Below are 16,696 nucleotides of genomic sequence, written 5' to 3'. Positions count from 1 at the left end.
ATGGATTCGCCCCTGGTGGTGGTGATGGCCGGCGGCACCGGTGGCCACATCTTTCCCGGCCTTGCGGTGGCTCAGGCGCTGCTGGATGCCGGTGCGCGGGTGCGCTGGCTGGGCGCGGACGGTGGCATGGAAACCCGGCTGGTGCCGCCGCAAGGCATTGCGATCGACACCATCGCGGTGAAGGGTGTGCGTGGCAAGGGCGTGCTGACCTTGCTGGGTGCGCCGCTGCGCGTGTTGCGTGCGGTGCGTGCGGCTGGCAACGTGCTGCGCCGGGAAAAGCCCGATGCGGTGGTCAGCTTCGGCGGCTATGCGGCTGGCCCGGGCGGGATCGCGGCAAGGCTGGCCGGGATTCCGCTGCTGGTGCATGAACAGAACCGCGCGGCCGGGATGACCAACAAGGTGCTGTCGAAGCTGGCCCGACGTGTCCTGGTCGGGTTCCCTCAAACATTCGCGAAGGAAACCCTGGTCGGCAACCCGGTGCGCGCGCAGATCGCGCAGGTACCACCGCCGCAAGCGCGCGCGTTCAACCATGCCGGCGCGCTGCGCCTGCTGGTGCTGGGTGGTAGCCAGGGCGCGCGTGCGCTCAATTCCGCAGTGCCGGAAGCGGTCGCGGCGCTGGGCCGGCCTGTGGAGGTGCTGCATCAGGCCGGCGAGAAATTGCTCGACGAAGCGCGCAAGGCCTATGCCGATGCCGGCGTCGAATCCCACGTCGAACCATTCATCGCCGACATGGCCAGCGCCTATGCCTGGGCCGATCTGGTCGTCTGCCGTGCCGGAGCATTGACCTTGGCCGAGGTGTGCGCAGTCGGCGTCGGCAGCGTGCTGGTGCCGTTCCCGCAGGCGGTGGACGATCACCAGACCCGCAATGCCGAGTATCTGGTCGAGCGCGGTGCGGCACAGCTGCTGCCGCAGTCCGGCGACTTGGGAAAGCGTTTGCGCGATGTGCTTGCCGAGCTGTCAGACGATCCCGGCAAGCGGCTGGCGATGGCGATGGCCGCGCGTTCGCTGGCGCGCCCCGATGCCGCCCGCGAGGTCGCCACCGTGGTGCTTGCAACCCTGTCCGGCGAGGCGGCTCGATGAACGCGCACATTCCCTACCTTCGGCATCTCGGCGATGTGTCGCGGGCAAAGCCGCGCGTCCACTTCGTCGGCATCGGCGGCGCCGGCATGAGTGGGATCGCCGAAGTGCTGCGCACACTGGGCTACCCGGTCAGTGGCTCCGATGCCGCCGATTCCCCGGTGACGCGCCGGCTCGCCGATCTCGGCATCGTCATCCACAAAGGCCATGCCTCCGCGCATGTGCTGGACGCCGAGTGCGTGGTGATTTCCAGCGCGATCAAGCCAGACAATCCGGAATTGCTGGAGGCGTACGCGCAGCGCATCCCGGTGGTGCCGCGCGCAGAGATGCTGGCCGAGTTGATGCGCTTCAAGCGCGGCGTCGCCGTGGCCGGCACCCACGGCAAGACCACCACCACCTCGCTGACTGCCAGCGTGCTTGGCGAAGGCGGGCTGGATCCTACCTTCGTGATTGGCGGCAAATTGCTTGCTGCTGGCGCCAACGCACGCCTCGGCAAGGGCGAGTGGCTGGTGGCCGAGGCCGACGAAAGCGATGGCAGCTTCCTGCGCCTGAATCCGGCGGTGGCGGTGATCACCAACATCGATGCCGACCATCTCGAGAATTACGGCGGCGACTTCGAACGGGTGAAGCAGGCCTTTGCAGAATTCCTGCATCGCCTCCCGTTCTACGGTCTTGCGGTGCTGTGCATCGACAACGAGGAAGTGGCGGCACTGGCGCACCACGTCAGTCGCCACCTCGTGACCTATGGGTTTAATCCCGAGGCCGATGTGCGCGCGGCCGACGTCTGCCAGCAGGGTGCCCGCATGCTTTTCACCCTGTGCCTTCCGGACGGAACCCGCACGCCGTGCACGCTGGCCTTGCCGGGCCGGCACAACGTGCAGAACGCACTCGCCGCGGCTGCCATCGGCTGGCACCTTGGGGTGCCGAACGCGGCCATTGCTCGGGCGTTCGAGAATTTCCAGGGCATCGGTCGGCGGTTCAATCAACTGGCCGCGTTGCAGTTGCCTGCGGGTGGCGAGGCGCTGCTCGTCGACGACTACGGCCACCATCCCAAGGAACTCGCGGCGGTGTTCGCGGCGGCCCGCGGTGGTTGGCCAGAGAAGCGTCTGGTGGTGGCCTTCCAGCCGCATCGTTTTACACGCACCCGCGATCTGTTCGACGAATTCTCGGCGGTCCTCTCGGGCGTGGATGCGCTGCTGTTGACCGAAGTTTACCCGGCCGGTGAAGCGGCGATCGTCGGCGCCGACGCGAAGTCGCTGGCACGTTCGATTCGCACCCGCGGGCGGGTCGACCCGGTGGTGGTTGGCAGCGCCGCCGAACTGGGCGAAACGCTTGCGGGGATGTTATGCGATGGCGACCTGCTGCTGATGATGGGCGCGGGCGACATCGGCGCGGCCGCGCAGCAGTTGGCGCGCGACGGCCTGCCGAACGGATGCGCGCAGGGAGGACTGGCATGACCACGACCCTCCTGCCGGCGCTGCGCACCACCGATCCGGCTGTCTTCGGTCGCGTGGCCGTGCTGATGGGCGGCACCAGCAGCGAGCGCGCCGTCTCGCTGGATTCCGGCCGCAACGTGCTTGCCGCACTGCAATCGCGCGGGGTGGACGCGCACGCGGTCGACGGCATTCCGGCGCTGGTCGACGCGCTGGTGCACGGCATGTTCGACCGCGTGTTCAACATCCTGCACGGCAACAAGGGTGGCGGCGAAGACGGCGTGCTGCAGGGCTTCCTGGCGGCGTTCGAGATCCCCTGCACCGGCTCCGGCGTGCTCGGCAGCGCGCTGACCATGGACAAGATCCGCACCAAGCAGGTGTGGCTGAGCGCCGGCCTGCCGACCCCGCGATTTGTCCGCCTGCCTCCCGGCGCCGACCTGCGCGCAGCGGCGCAGGCACTGGGTTTGCCGGTATTCGTCAAGCCGTCCTGTGAAGGGTCCAGCGTCGGTGCGGTGCGGGTGGAAAACGAAGCGGCGCTGGAAGAAGCCGAGCGCGTCGCACGCGAATACGGCGGTGAAATGTTGATGGAAGCCTTGGTTGTCGGTGACGAATTGACCGTCGGCATCCTTGGTGATGTCGCGCTGCCGTCGATCCGGATCGTGCCCAAGGGCGGCTGGTACGACTATCAGGCCAAGTACGTCGCCGAGGACACCCAATACCTGTGCCCGGGCTTGCAGGGCGAGCAAGAACACGCGATCCGTGCGCTGGCCTTGGCGGCGTTCAGGGCGGCCGCGGCCACGGGCTGGGGCCGAGTCGACGTGATGCGTGAAATCGACAGCGACAAGCTCTGGTTGCTGGAGGTCAACACCGCACCGGGCATGACCAGTCATTCGCTGTTCCCCAAGGCGGCGCGTGAATTCGGGGTTGCGTTCGAGGACCTGTGCTGGCGGATCCTGGAACAGACGCTGCCGATCGACGGAGGTGCGACGCCGTGAATGCCGTGTCGCGCCTGCTGGTGTGGCTGCTTGCGTTGGCACTGATCGCGCTGCCGGTGGCCGGCGTGGTCCAAGGCTGGTGGGGCGGCGCGTACTGGCCGTTGCGCACCTTGCGTGTGGATGGTGCGTTGCAGCGGGTGGATCGCGCGCAGCTGCGCGCCGCGGTGTTGCCTTTGGCGCGTCGTGGATTCTTCGCCGTGGATCTCGCCGCGATCCAGGGCGCGGTCGGCAAGGTGGCTTGGGTCGAACGCGCGGAGGTGCGCAAGCAATGGCCGGATGTCATCGAAGTGCGGATCCGCGAGTACCGGCCGTACGCGCATTGGGGACGGGGTCGGGTGCTGTCGGAACGAGGCCACCTATTCCCGGCCGGAACGCTGCGTCTGCCCGCCGGCATGCCCGTGTTCGATGGTCCGGATGCGCGTGTGCCCGATGTGGTCAGGCTCTACAACCAGGCAAGCGACCAGTTGGCCAGTGTTGGCGGCGTGCATGGCGTGGTGCTTGATCGCCGCGGCAGCTGGACGATCACGCTGAAGGACGGCACCAACCTGGTGTTGGGCCGCAATGATCCCGAGCAGCGGCTTTCTCGCTTCGCTGCCTTGCTGTCGCAGCTGCAGGCTCAAGACCCGCAGCGCCGGCTCGCGCGCGCCGACCTCCGCTACACCAACGGCTTTGCCCTGACCTGGGTAAAGGCTGATCCCGCCGTCACGCGCCCATCGGAGACCGATGCGCGCCCAACCCTACCTTCTCCGATCCAGACTCCCGGCACCAGGACATGAACCCCAAAGGCGGCAAATCCCTCATCGTCGGCCTCGACATCGGCACCTCCAAGGTGACGGCACTGGTGGGCGAATATGCGCCGGGCTCACCGATCGAGGTGATCGGCATCGGCACCCATGAGTCGCGGGGCATGCGCCGTGGCGTCGTGGTCGACATCGATTCCACCGTGCAGTCGATCCAGCGCGCGGTGGAGGAAGCCGAGCTGATGGCCGGCTGCGAGGTGCGTAGCGTTTATGCCTCGATCTCCGGAAACCACGTGCAGTGCCAGAATTCCAACGGCGTGGCCCCAATCCGCGATGGCGAGGTGGCGCAGGCTGACCTCGATCGCGTGCTGGAGGCGGCCAAGGCGGTCGCGATCCCGGCCGACCAGCGGATCCTGCACGCGATCGCGCGTGAATACGTGCTCGACAATTCCCAGGAAGACATCAAGAACCCGGTTGGCATGACCGGGGTGCGACTGGAAGTCCATGCCCACCTCATCACTTGCGCGCAGTCGGCGGCGCAGAACATCAGCAAGTGCGTGCAGCGTTGTGGCTTGCAGGTCGACGAGCTGATCGTGTCCTCGCTGGCGTCGAGTACGGCAGTGCTGACCAACGACGAACGCGAGCTGGGCGTGGTGCTGGTGGACATGGGCGCGGGTACCACCGACATCGCGGTGTTCGTGCAGGGCGCGATCTGCCACACCGCGAATTTGCCGGTGGCCGGCGACAAGATCACCGAGGACATCGCGCACATGCTGCGTACGCCCACGCCGCACGCCGAGGACATCAAGGTCAAGTACGCCTGCGCGCTGGCACAGCTGGCGCGAGCCGAAGAAAGCATCCAGGTCGAAAGCGTCGGCGATCGGCCGCCGCGGCGATTGCCACGCCATGCCTTGGCGCAGGCCGTGCAGGCGCGCTACGAGGAGATCTTCGAGCTGGTGCAGGCTGAGCTGCGGCGCTCCGGTTTCGAGCAGCGGGTGCGTGCCGGCATGGTGCTCACCGGTGGCGCCGCGAAGATGGAAGGCGTGGTCGAGTTGGCCGAGGAAATGCTGCAGATGCCGGTGCGGATCGGCGTGCCCCAGAACGTCACCGGGCTGGGTGAAATGGTCGTCAATCCAATCCATGCCACTGGCGTGGGGCTGCTGTTGATCGGCAGCCAGGCCGATGCACCACGGCGGCCTAAGCCGCCGACAGGCAAGGCCGGCAAGGGAATCGACAGGGTCTTCAGGTGGTTCCGCGGGGAGTTCTGAAGACGGCTCGGGGGGATGAAAACAGGCGGCAGGGCGGCGGCGGAGCGATGCAATCAGCAACGTGAAGACTCAGCGAACAAAGAACCAAAACCACATCAACAAGGACACGGACATGGCACATTTCGAACTGATCCAGCAGGTGGCGCCCAATGCGGTGATCAAGGTCATTGGCGTTGGCGGCGGCGGCGGCAATGCCGTGGCGCACATGGTCAACAGCAACATTGATGGCGTGGAGTTCATCACCGCCAACACCGATTCTCAAGCGATCAAGAACTGCGGCGCCAGCCGGCAACTGACGCTCGGCGGCAACGTCACCAAGGGCCTGGGCGCCGGCGCCAACCCGGAGGTCGGTCGCCAGGCTGCGCTGGAGGATCGCGACGCGATCATGGACGTGCTGCAGGGTGCGGACATGGTGTTCATCACCGCCGGCATGGGCGGCGGCACCGGCACCGGCGCCGCGCCGGTGGTGGCGCAACTGGCCAAGGAAATGGGCGTCCTCACGGTGGCCGTGGTCACCAAGCCGTTCCCGTTCGAGGGTCGTCGCCGCATGCAGGTGGCGCTGAAGGGCATCGAGGAACTGTCGCAGCACTGCGATTCGTTGATCACGATTCCCAATGAAAAGCTGATCACGGTGCTCGGCCGCAATGCCACCATGATCCAGGCCTTTCGCGCCGCCAACGATGTGTTGCAAGGCGCGGTGCAGGGCATCGCCGATTTGATCGTTCGCCCCGGCCTGATCAACGTGGACTTCGCCGACGTGCGCACGGTGATGTCGGAAATGGGTCTGGCGATGATGGGCACCGGCAGCGCCCGCGGCGACGACCGTGCCCAGGCAGCGGCCGAAGCGGCGATCCAGAACCCGCTGCTGGACGACGTCAACCTGTCCGGTGCCAATGGCATCCTGGTCAACATCACCGCCGGCCCGGATTTCACCATGGCCGAATTCGACGAAGTGGGCCGCACCGTGGAGCAGTTCGCCTCCGAGGACGCGACCGTGGTGATCGGCACCGTGCTCGATCCGGACATGCAGGACGAAGTGCGCGTCACCGTGGTCGCCACCGGCCTCAGCCGCGCGACCGCCGGCCTGCGCCAGCCGATCACCAGCGACAACGCACGTCGCGACTACCGCTTCGAGCCGACCAGCGATGCTCCGCGTCGCCCGCAGGTGCAGCTGATCAACACCGCCGCGCGCCGCGACGGCACCACCGGTCTTGCGATCGATGCGGTGGCCGATCCGTTCGAGCCGATGGCGCAGACCTCGTTCGCCAGCGCGCTGCGTCGTGGCGGTAGCGGCGGTTCGACGGCGTCGGCACCGATCAGTGCCGAGTTGCCGAAGGACGACTACCTCGATATTCCCGCCTTCCTGCGTCGCCAGGCGGATTGATGGAAGACCGCGCCGGCCAGGGATGGCCGGCCGCGGGGAATCGGGGCGCGGCTGCTGCGATCCGATTCCGAAGCGGTACCGCATGGATGCCGTGGACGGTCCTTGCACCTCGGGTGACCGGCCCGAGGTGCCTTTCGGCCGGTCGGCACGCCGACCGGCCGCTTTCCCCGGCGGCTGTAACCCGCGCCAGGGTTGCGCTTCGGGCTGGGTTCAGGCTCTTGCGTGCTAGGCTTCCATGATGCTGCGACAGCGCACACTCAAGAACGTCATCCGCGCCACCGGCGTCGGACTGCATGGCGGTGAAAAGGTCTTCCTGACCTTGCGTCCGGCCGCGGTCGACACCGGTGTCGTTTTTCGTCGCATCGACCTCGATCCGCCGGTGGACCTACCCGCCAGCGCACTGCTGGTCAGCGAGACCACGCTGTGCACCGGGCTGGGCCGCGACGGCGTCAAGGTGCAGACGGTCGAGCACCTGATGTCGGCCTTGGCTGGCCTTGGCATCGATAATGTCGTGGTCGACCTGACTGCACCGGAAGTGCCGATCATGGACGGTTCGGCCGGGCCATTCGTGTTCCTGCTCCAATCGGGCGGGATCGTGGAGCAGAACGCACCCAAGCGCTTCATCCGCATCCGCAAGCCGGTGGACGTGCGCCAGGGGGACAAACTGGCCAGGTTCGAGCCCTATGAAGGATTCCGACTCGGCTTCACGGTCAAGTTCGACCATCCGGCCATCCCGGACGCGCTGTCCCGGGTCGAGTTGGCGTTCTCGACCGAAAACTACATCCGCGAAATCAGCCGCGCCCGGACCTTCGGTTTCATGCGCGATCTCGAGTCCATGCGCGAGCACAACCTCGGCCTTGGCGGCTCGATGGACAATGCGATCGTGCTTGACGAGTTCCGGGTCCTGAACGAGGACGGCCTGCGCTACGCCGATGAATTCGTGCGTCATAAGGTACTGGATGCGATCGGCGACCTGTACCTCGCCGGGCACGCCATCCTCGGTGCCTATGAAGGCTACAAATCCGGCCATGCCCTGAACAATGCGCTGGTGCGCGCCCTGCTGGCCGATGCGGAGGCGTGGGAGTTGGTGTCTGCCGACGAGGCTGCGCCGTCGCTTCCGATGCCCTTGTATGGGGCGATCCAGCCGGCGTATTGATCCCGTTCGGGAGGGGCGTGACCGGCGTCACGGATCCGTCGACGCCTTGGTGTTCTGGGCGCACGTTCCCCGCCCGTTTCGGATTTCTTAACAAATTCGGGCAGTTACACGGTTACGATGGGTTGTGGCCGGTCATCGGGGTGTTCTACGTTCCCCGCTTTTTCCGTCCCGACGGTCGCCCCGTGGATTCATCCTCCACGGGCCGGGGCCGCAGCAAGGCCAAGGCGGCCGCCAGCTCAGCGCGGGCGGTTGCTGACATCGGAGTGTGGCTGCTGCCGTCCGGCAATGCGGGGCGCAGTGGATCGGGCGTGGTCTTGACGATCACGCTGGTGACTTCGAGCCCGATGGAGTGGGCAGCGTCGACCAGCGCGGGTGCGGCAAGCCGGAGTTTGGCGTGCCACACCGGCGAGTCGACGACGAAAACCAGTTTGTCACCGCGGATATTGGCCAGACGCGCATGCGCCGGCAGGCCCGGGGGCAGGTGCGGACGCAACATCTGGTCCACCGCGTCGAGCCATAGTGCGCGACGCAAGGTGCCACCGGCGGAACCGGCGAGCAGTGCATCCAGCGCAGCGCGCGGATCCTGGGTCGGGGTATTGCCCCGCGGGGGCGTGGATCGCGAATCAGGCATGGCAGATGACCAACAAGACGAACACGCAACACGATACCCGGACCCGCATGCACCTGCCGCTGGAGCGTTTTCGCCATTGGGCGCTGGCACGGCCGCTGGCTGCGCTGGCGCTGTTGCTCGGTGCCGGCATGCTGTGTGGCGCGGCGGTGCGCAGCGCGGTGGGGATGGCGCAGGTGGAGGCATTGCAGGCATCGAATGCGCAGAGCCAAGCCGAACTCGACAAGGCGCGTCGCGACGCCCAGCGCGAGGTCAATGCGCTGGCCGCACGGCTGGCCGAGTTGCAGGCGCAGGCCAACCGCCTCAATGCCTTGGGTAGCCGGCTGGCCCAGAACGGACAGCTCGAGGACGGCGAATTCGATTTCAACCATCCGGTGGGCCAGGGTGGCAGCGGGAAACGTACCAGCGACATGCCGGTGGCTGAGTTGAAACTGCGTCTTTCGGCGCTGGAAACCGACTATCGGCATGCCAATACCCAGCTGTCGGTGATCGAATCCCTGTTGTTCAATCGCCTGCTCGATCTCCGCGCAACGCCCTCTCGCCTCCCGGTCATCGGCAGTTTCATCACCTCCGGATTCGGACGTCGTGCCGATCCTTTCGGTGGCGGTGGTGAATTCCACAAGGGCATCGATTTCGAGGCCAATACCGGCGATCCGGTGCTGGCGGTGGCCGATGGCGTGGTCAGTTTTGCCGGGGTCCGCAACGGCTATGGCAATACCATCGAAATCGATCACGGCAATGGCTACGTCACCCGCTATGCCCACAATTCGCGCCTGACCCATCAGGTCGGCGATCTGGTCCGCGCGGGGCAGGAAATTGCCAAGGCCGGGTCCACGGGGCGTTCCACCGGGTCCCACGTCCACCTCGAGGTCTGGCAGGACGGCGTTGTCGTCGATCCGCTCCGTTTCCTTGGCCACAACGACGCGCTGGCCCGCCACGGGCCGTCGCGCGGCTGACAAGACGGCCGGTCCGCAGGCACGGCGGACCACATCCCGTTAAAATGGTCGGCTCCGCCCGGGCAACGCGCTCGGGTCGGAGCCCATCGCTGTCGCCGAATCCCGATGCCGCGCCACTGCGCGCATCCCGCCAAGGATTGCACCACCCATGTTCAATAACCTGCTCACCGGTATTTTCGGCAGCCGCAACGATCGACTGCTCAAGCAGTACAAATCCATCGTCAAGAAGATCAGTGCACTCGAACCGAAGATGCAAGCGCTCTCGGACGATGAACTCAAAGCCAAGACCGCCGAGTTTCGCGCCCGCATCGGCGAAGGCCAAACCCTGAACCGGCTGCTTCCGGAAGCGTTTGCTGTGTGTCGAGAGGCCTCGGTGCGGGTGTTCGGGATGCGCCACTTCGACGTCCAGCTGATCGGTGGCATGGTGCTGCACGCCGGCAAGATCGCCGAGATGCGCACCGGCGAGGGCAAGACCCTGACTGCGACACTCGCGGTGTACCTGAACGCGCTGGAAGGCAAGGGCGTGCACGTCGTCACCGTGAACGACTATCTTGCGCGTCGCGATGCCGCGCAGATGGGCAAGCTCTACAACTGGCTCGGACTCACGGTCGGTGTGATCTATCCGGGCATGAACCATGCCGACAAGGGTCCGGCCTATGCGTGCGACATCACCTACGGCACCAACAACGAGTTCGGCTTTGATTACCTGCGTGACAACATGGCGCTGGCCAAGGAAGACCGTTTCCAGCGCGGGCTGAACTTCGGCATCGTGGATGAGGTGGATTCGATCCTGATCGACGAGGCGCGCACGCCGCTGATCATTTCCGGTCCGGCTGACGAGTCGCCGGACCTGTACATCAAGGTCAACCGGATCGTTCCGACGCTGGTGCGGCAGAAAGAAGAGGACGGCGAGGGCGACTACTGGGTTGACGAGAAGCAGAAGCAGATCCACCTGTCCGAAATCGGCCAGGAACATGCCGAGCAGTTGCTGCGCGATGCGGGCGTGCTTGGCCAGGATGAGAGCCTGTACGCAGCGCAGAACATCCACGTCGTCCACCACCTCAATGCTGCGATCCGCGCCCACGCGATCTACCAGCGCGACGTCGATTACATCGTCAAGGACGGTGAAGTCATCATCGTCGACGAGTTCACCGGCCGCACCCTGCCGGGGCGACGCTGGTCGGATGGCCTGCACCAGGCGGTCGAGGCGAAGGAAGGTGTGCCGGTCCAGCGCGAGAACCAGACGCTGGCCTCGATCACCTTCCAGAACCTGTTCCGCATGTACAAGAAGCTGTCGGGAATGACCGGCACTGCGGACACCGAGGCCTTCGAGTTCAACAACATCTATGCGTTGGAAGTGGTGGTCATCCCCACCAACCTGCCGATGGTGCGCGTCGACCACTCCGATCAGGTGTTCCTGAACCGCGCCGGCAAGTATCGTGCGGTGATTCGCGACATCGAGGATTGCGTGCAGCGCGGCCAGCCGGTGCTGGTCGGCACCACCTCGATCGAAGTGTCCGAGTTGCTCAGCAATGCGCTGGGATCGGCGAGGATCCCGCACGAAGTGCTCAACGCCAAGCAGCACGAGCGCGAGGCGCAGATCGTCGCCAACGCCGGCGTGCCGGGCGCGGTCACGATCGCCACCAACATGGCTGGCCGCGGCACCGACATCGTGCTTGGTGGTTCGCTGGATGCGGCCATGGCCGCACTCGGCGACGATGCCAGCATGCTCGAGCGCGACCGCCTCAAGAGCGATTGGCAACAGCGCCACGACGCCGCCATCGCGGCCGGTGGCCTGCACATCATCGGCACTGAACGCCACGAGAGCCGGCGCATCGACAACCAGTTGCGTGGTCGTTCGGGCCGCCAGGGCGACCCGGGATCCAGCCGCTTCTACCTGTCGCTGGAAGACAACCTGATGCGCATCTTCGCCGCCGACTGGGTGCAGAAGGTGATGGCGAAGATGGGCCTGAAGGAAGACGACGTCATCGAGTCGCCGCTGGTGACCCGCCAGATTGCCAATGCCCAGCGCAAGGTCGAGGCGCACAACTTCGACATCCGCAAGCAATTGCTCGAATACGACGACGTCAACAACGACCAGCGCAAGGTGGTCTACAGTCAACGCAACGAACTGCTGGAAGCCCCGAGCATCAAGGACAACATCGACGGCATCCGCGGAGACGTGGTCGCTGCGATGGTCGAGAAATTCGTGCCACGGGATTCGATCGACGAGCAGTGGGACCTGCCAGGGTTGGAGGCGGAACTGCAGGGCCAGTTCGGGATGCAGATGGACCTGGTTGGCTTGCACAAGCAGGAAACCGAACTTGACGCGGCCATGATGCTGTCCCGGGTCGAGGATGCAGTGGCGAATCTGCTTGCCGGCAAGGAAGCGCAGATCGGTGGCGACACCATGCGCATGCTGGAAAAGCACATCATGCTGAATGTCCTCGACCAGAACTGGAAGGAACACCTGGCGCGGATGGACTACCTGCGCCAGGGCATCGGCCTGCGCGGCTACGCGCAAAAGCAGCCCAAGCAGGAATACAAGCGCGAGGCCTTCGAGCTGTTCACCGAATTGCTCGAGAAGGTCAAGCTCGAGGTCGTTTCGCTGCTCACGCGGGTGCGCATCCGCAGCGAGCAGGAGGTGGTCGAGGCCGAAGCGCAGGAACGTGCGCGCGCCGAAGCCGCGGCGCGGCAGTCGCAATTCCAGCATGCCGAAAGCGGCGGACTGGGGGCTGACGAGGAAGCGGCGGAGGTGGTGCGTGACCTGGCACAGGCCAATATCGGCCGCAACGATCCTTGCCCCTGTGGCAGCGGCAAGAAATTCAAGTATTGCCACGGGAAGCTCAGCTGACGCCGGGTTGCCCGTGGTGATGTCTGGAACGGGCTGCATCTCCAAGCTCCTCACGCTGACCGTGGGGGGCCATGGGTGTGCCTCGAATCCCCGCCGAATGACGTTGCCTCTCCGGATGCGCAGGCAGGGAATGTGATCGCCATGAAACAAGTCCACGTGGTTGCCGGCGTGCTGCGTGACCTGCGTGGTCGCATCCTGTTGGCCCGACGAACGCTCGGTCGGGAGCTGGCCGGATTGTGGGAATTCCCGGGCGGCAAGGTTGAGCGTGGAGAATCCCCCGAAGCTGCGCTGGTACGCGAGTTGCGCGAGGAATTGGGGATTGCGGTCACGGTGGGCGCGCCGGTCGTTTGTGTGGCCCACGAAGATGTTGATAAAAGGCTGCTGCTGGATGTGCGAGAAGTCAGCCACAGCGGGCGTCCACGCGGGCTCGAAGGGCAGGCGCTGGCCTGGGTGCCGCTGCACAAGTTGTCCGACTACCCGATGCCGCCTGCGGATCGTCCCGTGGTCGAGGAACTGCTGAAGCGCTTGCGGGAGGCCAACGGAAGCGCTTCGCAAACGCGTGGGACCGCTCTCGGCTAGGCGCCTATCGGGACACTGCAACCGGTGGACGTGCGCAGTGCGCTGCTGCCAGCCGCCGATAGAGGCGATCCAATGCCGCCGCATGTGCATCCAGGCCAGCCTCGTCCCGATCATTGATCAGCACGTCGTCCGCTATCGCCAAACGCCCCTCTCGCGTGGCCTGTGCCGTGATCATCGTGCGGGCCAGGTTGGCATCGATGCCGTCACGTCGCATCAACCGTTCCAGCCGCGTGGCCTCGGGGGCATCCACGACCAGGATTCGTTCAAGCCAAGGATAGGGCGTGCGCCCTCCCCCCTCGGCAAGCAGGGGGATCGATGCGATCGCGTAGACCCCGGTTGCAGCGCTGCAGGCTGCAGCGAGTGAGGTGCGCACGATCGGATGCACGATGGCCTCAAGGCGTGTCCGTGCCGTTGGATCGTTGAACACGCGCCGGCGCATGCCGGCGCGGTCGAGGCTGCCATCCGCGGCCAGCACATCCGCGCCGAAGGAGGCCACCACCTCGGCCAGCCCGGGGCTGCCCGGCGCCACTGCTGCGCGCGCTGCCGCGTCGGCATCGGCGACGGTCACGCCCATGGCGCGGAAGCGCTTCTCCACTGCACTTTTCCCCGAGGCCACCCCGCCGGTCAGTCCGATGATGTAATCGCTCATGCGGGCATTATGGCGTGCGGGCGAACTACGCCAACCCGGCGACACCCATGTACCAGTCCACCAGCTGCGGGCCCCACATGAAGCTGATCCAGCCAGCAACGGCCAGATAGGGCCCGAACGGGATCGGCGTGGCCTTGTCGCGACCCTTGGCGAGCAGCCAGATCGATCCGATCAAGGCGCCGAGCAAGGACGACATCAGGATGGTGGGCAGGATGCCGGCAAGGCCGATCCACGCCCCCAGCGCCGCCAGCAATTTGAAGTCGCCGTGGCCCATGCCTTCCTTGCCGGTGAGTTGCTTGAACACCCAATACACCGACCACAGGCTCATGTACCCGGCCATTGCGCCAAGCAGGGCCGGCTTGGTGGGCATGTACAGGTTGTCGCTGGCAGCGACCAGTCCCAGCCACATCAGGGGCAGGGTGAGTTGGTCGGGCAGCAGCTTCGTGCGCAGGTCGATCCCGGACAGCGCGATCAGGAAGCTGGTGAACAGCAGCGCTCCGAAGCACTTCCAGCCGAATCCGAAGCGCCAGGCGCAGGCCAGGAACAGCAGCCCGGTCAGCAGTTCGACCAAGGGATACTGGAACGAGATCGGGTTGCTGCAACTGCGGCACTTGCCGCGCAAGGCAAGCCAGCTCAATAGCGGGATATTCTCGAACCACGCCAGTTGATGGTTGCAGCGCGGGCAGTGCGAGCGCTCGACCACGATGCCCGGTGGCGGGGGTTCGTAGAGGTCGTTCTGTTCGAGGATCTCACGGGCATCGCGCCGCCAGCTCCATTCCAGCCGCGGCGGCAGGCGCAAGATGACGACGTTGAGGAAACTCCCGATCAGCAGGCCCAACCCGGCGACGGCGGGCAAGCCGAAGCCGGGGTGCGCATCCAGGTAAGCCATCTGTCGGTTGATTCCTGTCGGATTACATCACCGTCATGGCGATCTTGAAGATCGGCAAGTACATTGCCACCACGATCGAACCGACCAAGCCGCCGATGATGACCATCACCATCGGCTCGATCAGGCTGGACAACGAGTCCACCGTGTTGCTGACTTCTTCCTCATAGAAATCGGCCACCTTGAACAGCATGGTGTCCAGTGCACCTGCTTCTTCGCCGATCGCGGTCATCTGCACGACCATGTGCGGGAACAGGCCGATCTGCTTCATCGCCACGTTGACCGGATAGCCCACCGCAACGTCCTCTTGCATCTTGCGGACGGCTTGTTCGTAGACCATGCTGCCGGTGGCGCCTGCCACGCTGTCGAGGGCCTCGACCAGCGGCACGCCTGCCTTGAAGGTCACCGCCAGTGTGCGTGCGAAGCGGGCCACTGCGGACTGGTGCAGCACGCCGCCGATGATCGGCATCCGCAGCATCATGCCGTCGACGGCGCGCTTGAGCTTGTCGGAGCGCTTGTAGCTGTAGATGAAGAAGCCGATGCCGCCGGCGGCCACGATGCCGATCAGCCAGAACCACTTGACAAGGACATCGGAAATCCCGAACACCAGGGTCGTGAAGGCGGGCAGGTCGGCGCCAAAATCCTTGAACGTCTCCTTGAAGATGGGCACCACGTACACCATCAGCACCGCGCAGACCAAGATCGCCACCGCGATGACAGCTGCGGGATAGAACAGCGCTTTCTTGATCTTGCCCTTGATGCTCTCGATGTTTTCCTTGTAGTTGGCGATCGTTTCCAGCACGGTTTCCAGCACGCCGGACGCCTCGCCGGCGCGCACCAGATTGCGGTACAACTCGTCGAACTGCACCGGGTACTGGCTCATCGCCTCGTAGATGGACGAACCGCCCTCGATGTCGTTGCGCAGCCCATTGACCATCTTCTTCATGTTCGGGTTCTTGTTGCCACCGCCGATGATCTCCAGGGCCTGCACGATCGGCACGCCGGATTTCATCATGGTGGCGATCTGGCGGCTGAACACGGCGATGTCTCGTGCGGTGATCTTCTTGCCGCTGCCGCCGAGGAGTGGCTTGGGCTTGTTCTTGACCACCGTCGGGGTGATGCCCTGCTTGCGCAGTTCCGCGCGAAGCAGGTTGGCGCTGCGCGCCAATTGCTCGCCCTTCATCTCCTTGCCGCGCTTGTCCTTGCCGACCCAAACGAACTCCTGCAGTGGGTTCGCTTGGCGGGATTCGGCCCGGTTGCGTGACTTCGCGATTGCTGCGGCGCGTGCGTTCATGGCGTTCCCCTTCAGTCCTTGGTGACGCGATTGATCTCGACGAGGCTGGTGACCCCCTGTCTCACCTTGTCGAGTGCAGAGCGCCGCAAATCGCGGACACCGCTGCGCAACGATGCCTCGGTCAATTGCTGGACATTACCACCAGCGAGGATGATTTGCTGGATTTCGTCGTTCATCGGCATCACCTGATAGATGCCGGCGCGGCCCTTGTAGCCCCCGGTGCACTCCGGGCAGCCCACCGCCTCGAAGACCTGGAAGCCCTCGTGGATCTCGTCTGCGGTGAATCCTTCCGCCAGCAGGGCGTGCTCGGGCAGCGAAACCGCGCGCTTGCAGTCGTTGTGCAGGCGGCGTACCAGCCGCTGGGCGATGACCAGGTTCACCGAACTGGTGATGTTGTAGGGCGCGATGCCCATGTTCATCATGCGGGCGATGGTTTGCGGGGCATCGTTGGTGTGCAGGGTGGAGAGCACCATGTGGCCAGTCTGGGCGGCCTTGACCGCGATTTCGGCGGTTTCGAGGTCGCGGATTTCGCCGACCATGATCACGTCCGGGTCCTGGCGCAGGAAGCTGCGCAGGGCGGCGGCGAAGGTCATGCCACGTTTGGCGTTCTGCTGGACCTGGTTGACGCCGGGCAAACGGATTTCCACCGGGTCCTCGACCGTGCTGATGTTGCGGGTCTCATCGTTGAGGATACCCAGCGCGGTATACAGGCTCACGGTCTTGCCGGACCCGGTCGGGCCGGTGACAAGCACCATGCCGTAGGGCTTGTGGATGGCGTCGAGGAAGAGTTTTTGCTG

Annotated in this window: 14 protein-coding genes and 1 pseudogene; 10 read left to right on the top strand and 5 right to left on the bottom strand. The window is 65.3% G+C overall.

The window, feature by feature from the left end; all coding sequences use genetic code 11:
• From murG to lpxC, 7 genes are all read left to right on the top strand, one after another.
• Nucleotides 1-1,080, top strand: a complete 1,080-nt coding sequence (gene murG, locus IT472_RS04300) for an undecaprenyldiphospho-muramoylpentapeptide beta-N-acetylglucosaminyltransferase (RefSeq protein ID WP_343231807.1) — start codon at nt 1-3, stop codon at nt 1,078-1,080.
• A complete protein-coding gene (gene murC / locus IT472_RS04295) occupies nt 1,077-2,534 on the top strand; it encodes a UDP-N-acetylmuramate--L-alanine ligase (RefSeq protein WP_297178911.1) in 1,458 nt (485 codons plus the stop codon). The genes murG and murC overlap by 4 nt, the downstream gene beginning before the upstream one ends.
• Nucleotides 2,531-3,505: a D-alanine--D-alanine ligase gene (locus IT472_RS04290; RefSeq protein ID WP_297178908.1), complete on the top strand. Its 975-nt coding sequence runs from the start codon at nt 2,531-2,533 to the stop codon at nt 3,503-3,505. Before murC ends, IT472_RS04290 begins: the two co-directional genes overlap by 4 nt.
• Nucleotides 3,502-4,281: a cell division protein FtsQ/DivIB gene (locus tag IT472_RS04285; protein WP_297178905.1), complete on the top strand. Its 780-nt coding sequence runs from the start codon at nt 3,502-3,504 to the stop codon at nt 4,279-4,281. The genes IT472_RS04290 and IT472_RS04285 overlap by 4 nt, the downstream gene beginning before the upstream one ends.
• Entirely contained in the window at nt 4,278-5,513 is a 1,236-nt protein-coding gene (gene ftsA / locus IT472_RS04280) for a cell division protein FtsA (RefSeq protein ID WP_297178902.1), read from the top strand. Before IT472_RS04285 ends, ftsA begins: the two co-directional genes overlap by 4 nt.
• Nucleotides 5,514-5,625: 112 nt before the next feature.
• Complete coding sequence (ftsZ, locus tag IT472_RS04275) at nt 5,626-6,897, top strand: cell division protein FtsZ (protein ID WP_297178899.1); 1,272 nt, start codon at nt 5,626-5,628, stop codon at nt 6,895-6,897.
• 238 nt (nt 6,898-7,135) lie between these two features.
• On the top strand, nt 7,136-8,053 hold the full coding sequence (lpxC, locus tag IT472_RS04270) for a UDP-3-O-acyl-N-acetylglucosamine deacetylase (protein ID WP_297178896.1): 918 nt from the start codon (nt 7,136-7,138) through the stop codon (nt 8,051-8,053).
• A 145-nt stretch (nt 8,054-8,198) separates the two neighbouring features.
• Here lpxC and IT472_RS04265 read toward each other — a convergent pair whose 3' ends face one another.
• Nucleotides 8,199-8,684, bottom strand: coding sequence for a DUF721 domain-containing protein (locus IT472_RS04265; protein ID WP_297178894.1), 486 nt, complete (start codon nt 8,682-8,684; stop codon nt 8,199-8,201).
• Nucleotides 8,685-8,689: 5 nt separating this feature from the next.
• Between IT472_RS04265 and IT472_RS04260 the strand changes: the two genes are divergently transcribed.
• The 3 genes and pseudogenes from IT472_RS04260 to IT472_RS04250 form a co-directional block, all read left to right on the top strand.
• Nucleotides 8,690-9,637: a M23 family metallopeptidase gene (locus tag IT472_RS04260; protein ID WP_297178891.1), complete on the top strand. Its 948-nt coding sequence runs from the start codon at nt 8,690-8,692 to the stop codon at nt 9,635-9,637.
• A 148-nt stretch (nt 9,638-9,785) separates the two neighbouring features.
• Nucleotides 9,786-12,491, top strand: a complete 2,706-nt coding sequence (gene secA / locus IT472_RS04255; RefSeq protein WP_297178887.1) for a preprotein translocase subunit SecA — start codon at nt 9,786-9,788, stop codon at nt 12,489-12,491.
• 141 nt (nt 12,492-12,632) lie between these two features.
• A pseudogene (locus tag IT472_RS04250) lies at nt 12,633-12,998 on the top strand (NUDIX domain-containing protein); the annotation flags it as partial.
• A 76-nt stretch (nt 12,999-13,074) separates the two neighbouring features.
• On the opposite strand, the gene coaE reads toward IT472_RS04250, so the two are convergent.
• From coaE to IT472_RS04230, 4 genes are all read right to left on the bottom strand, one after another.
• On the bottom strand, nt 13,075-13,719 hold the full coding sequence (gene coaE / locus IT472_RS04245; RefSeq protein WP_297178883.1) for a dephospho-CoA kinase: 645 nt from the start codon (nt 13,717-13,719) through the stop codon (nt 13,075-13,077).
• 25 nt (nt 13,720-13,744) lie between these two features.
• Entirely contained in the window at nt 13,745-14,608 is an 864-nt protein-coding gene (locus IT472_RS04240; RefSeq protein ID WP_297178880.1) for an A24 family peptidase, read from the bottom strand.
• Between the two features lie 22 nt (nt 14,609-14,630).
• Entirely contained in the window at nt 14,631-15,899 is a 1,269-nt protein-coding gene (locus tag IT472_RS04235; protein WP_297178877.1) for a type II secretion system F family protein, read from the bottom strand.
• Nucleotides 15,900-15,910: 11 nt separating this feature from the next.
• On the bottom strand, nt 15,911-16,696 hold a 786-nt coding region (locus IT472_RS04230; RefSeq protein WP_297178875.1), incomplete at its 5' end, for an ATPase, T2SS/T4P/T4SS family.

It is taken from the genome of Thermomonas sp., assembly GCF_020850895.1.
Lineage (GTDB): Bacteria > Pseudomonadota > Gammaproteobacteria > Xanthomonadales > Xanthomonadaceae > Thermomonas.
The sequence above is the reverse complement of the archived record's forward strand: the minus strand, read 5'-3'. Positions and strand labels throughout refer to the sequence as shown.

Excerpts from the sequence above, each read along its gene's own strand:
- lpxC (WP_297178896.1), top strand. The coding sequence starts at position 7,136 with ATGCTGCGACAGCGCACACTCAAGAACGTCATCCGCGCCACCGGCGTC.
- murG (WP_343231807.1), top strand. The coding sequence starts at position 1 with ATGGATTCGCCCCTGGTGGTGGTGATGGCCGGCGGCACCGGTGGCCAC.
- murC (WP_297178911.1), top strand. The coding sequence starts at position 1,077 with ATGAACGCGCACATTCCCTACCTTCGGCATCTCGGCGATGTGTCGCGG.
- IT472_RS04260 (WP_297178891.1), top strand. The coding sequence starts at position 8,690 with ATGACCAACAAGACGAACACGCAACACGATACCCGGACCCGCATGCAC.
- IT472_RS04235 (WP_297178877.1), bottom strand. The coding sequence starts at position 15,899 with ATGAACGCACGCGCCGCAGCAATCGCGAAGTCACGCAACCGGGCCGAA.
- IT472_RS04240 (WP_297178880.1), bottom strand. The coding sequence starts at position 14,608 with ATGGCTTACCTGGATGCGCACCCCGGCTTCGGCTTGCCCGCCGTCGCC.
- IT472_RS04265 (WP_297178894.1), bottom strand. The coding sequence starts at position 8,684 with ATGCCTGATTCGCGATCCACGCCCCCGCGGGGCAATACCCCGACCCAG.
- secA (WP_297178887.1), top strand. The coding sequence starts at position 9,786 with ATGTTCAATAACCTGCTCACCGGTATTTTCGGCAGCCGCAACGATCGA.
- ftsZ (WP_297178899.1), top strand. The coding sequence starts at position 5,626 with ATGGCACATTTCGAACTGATCCAGCAGGTGGCGCCCAATGCGGTGATC.
- ftsA (WP_297178902.1), top strand. The coding sequence starts at position 4,278 with ATGAACCCCAAAGGCGGCAAATCCCTCATCGTCGGCCTCGACATCGGC.
- IT472_RS04290 (WP_297178908.1), top strand. The coding sequence starts at position 2,531 with ATGACCACGACCCTCCTGCCGGCGCTGCGCACCACCGATCCGGCTGTC.
- coaE (WP_297178883.1), bottom strand. The coding sequence starts at position 13,719 with ATGAGCGATTACATCATCGGACTGACCGGCGGGGTGGCCTCGGGGAAA.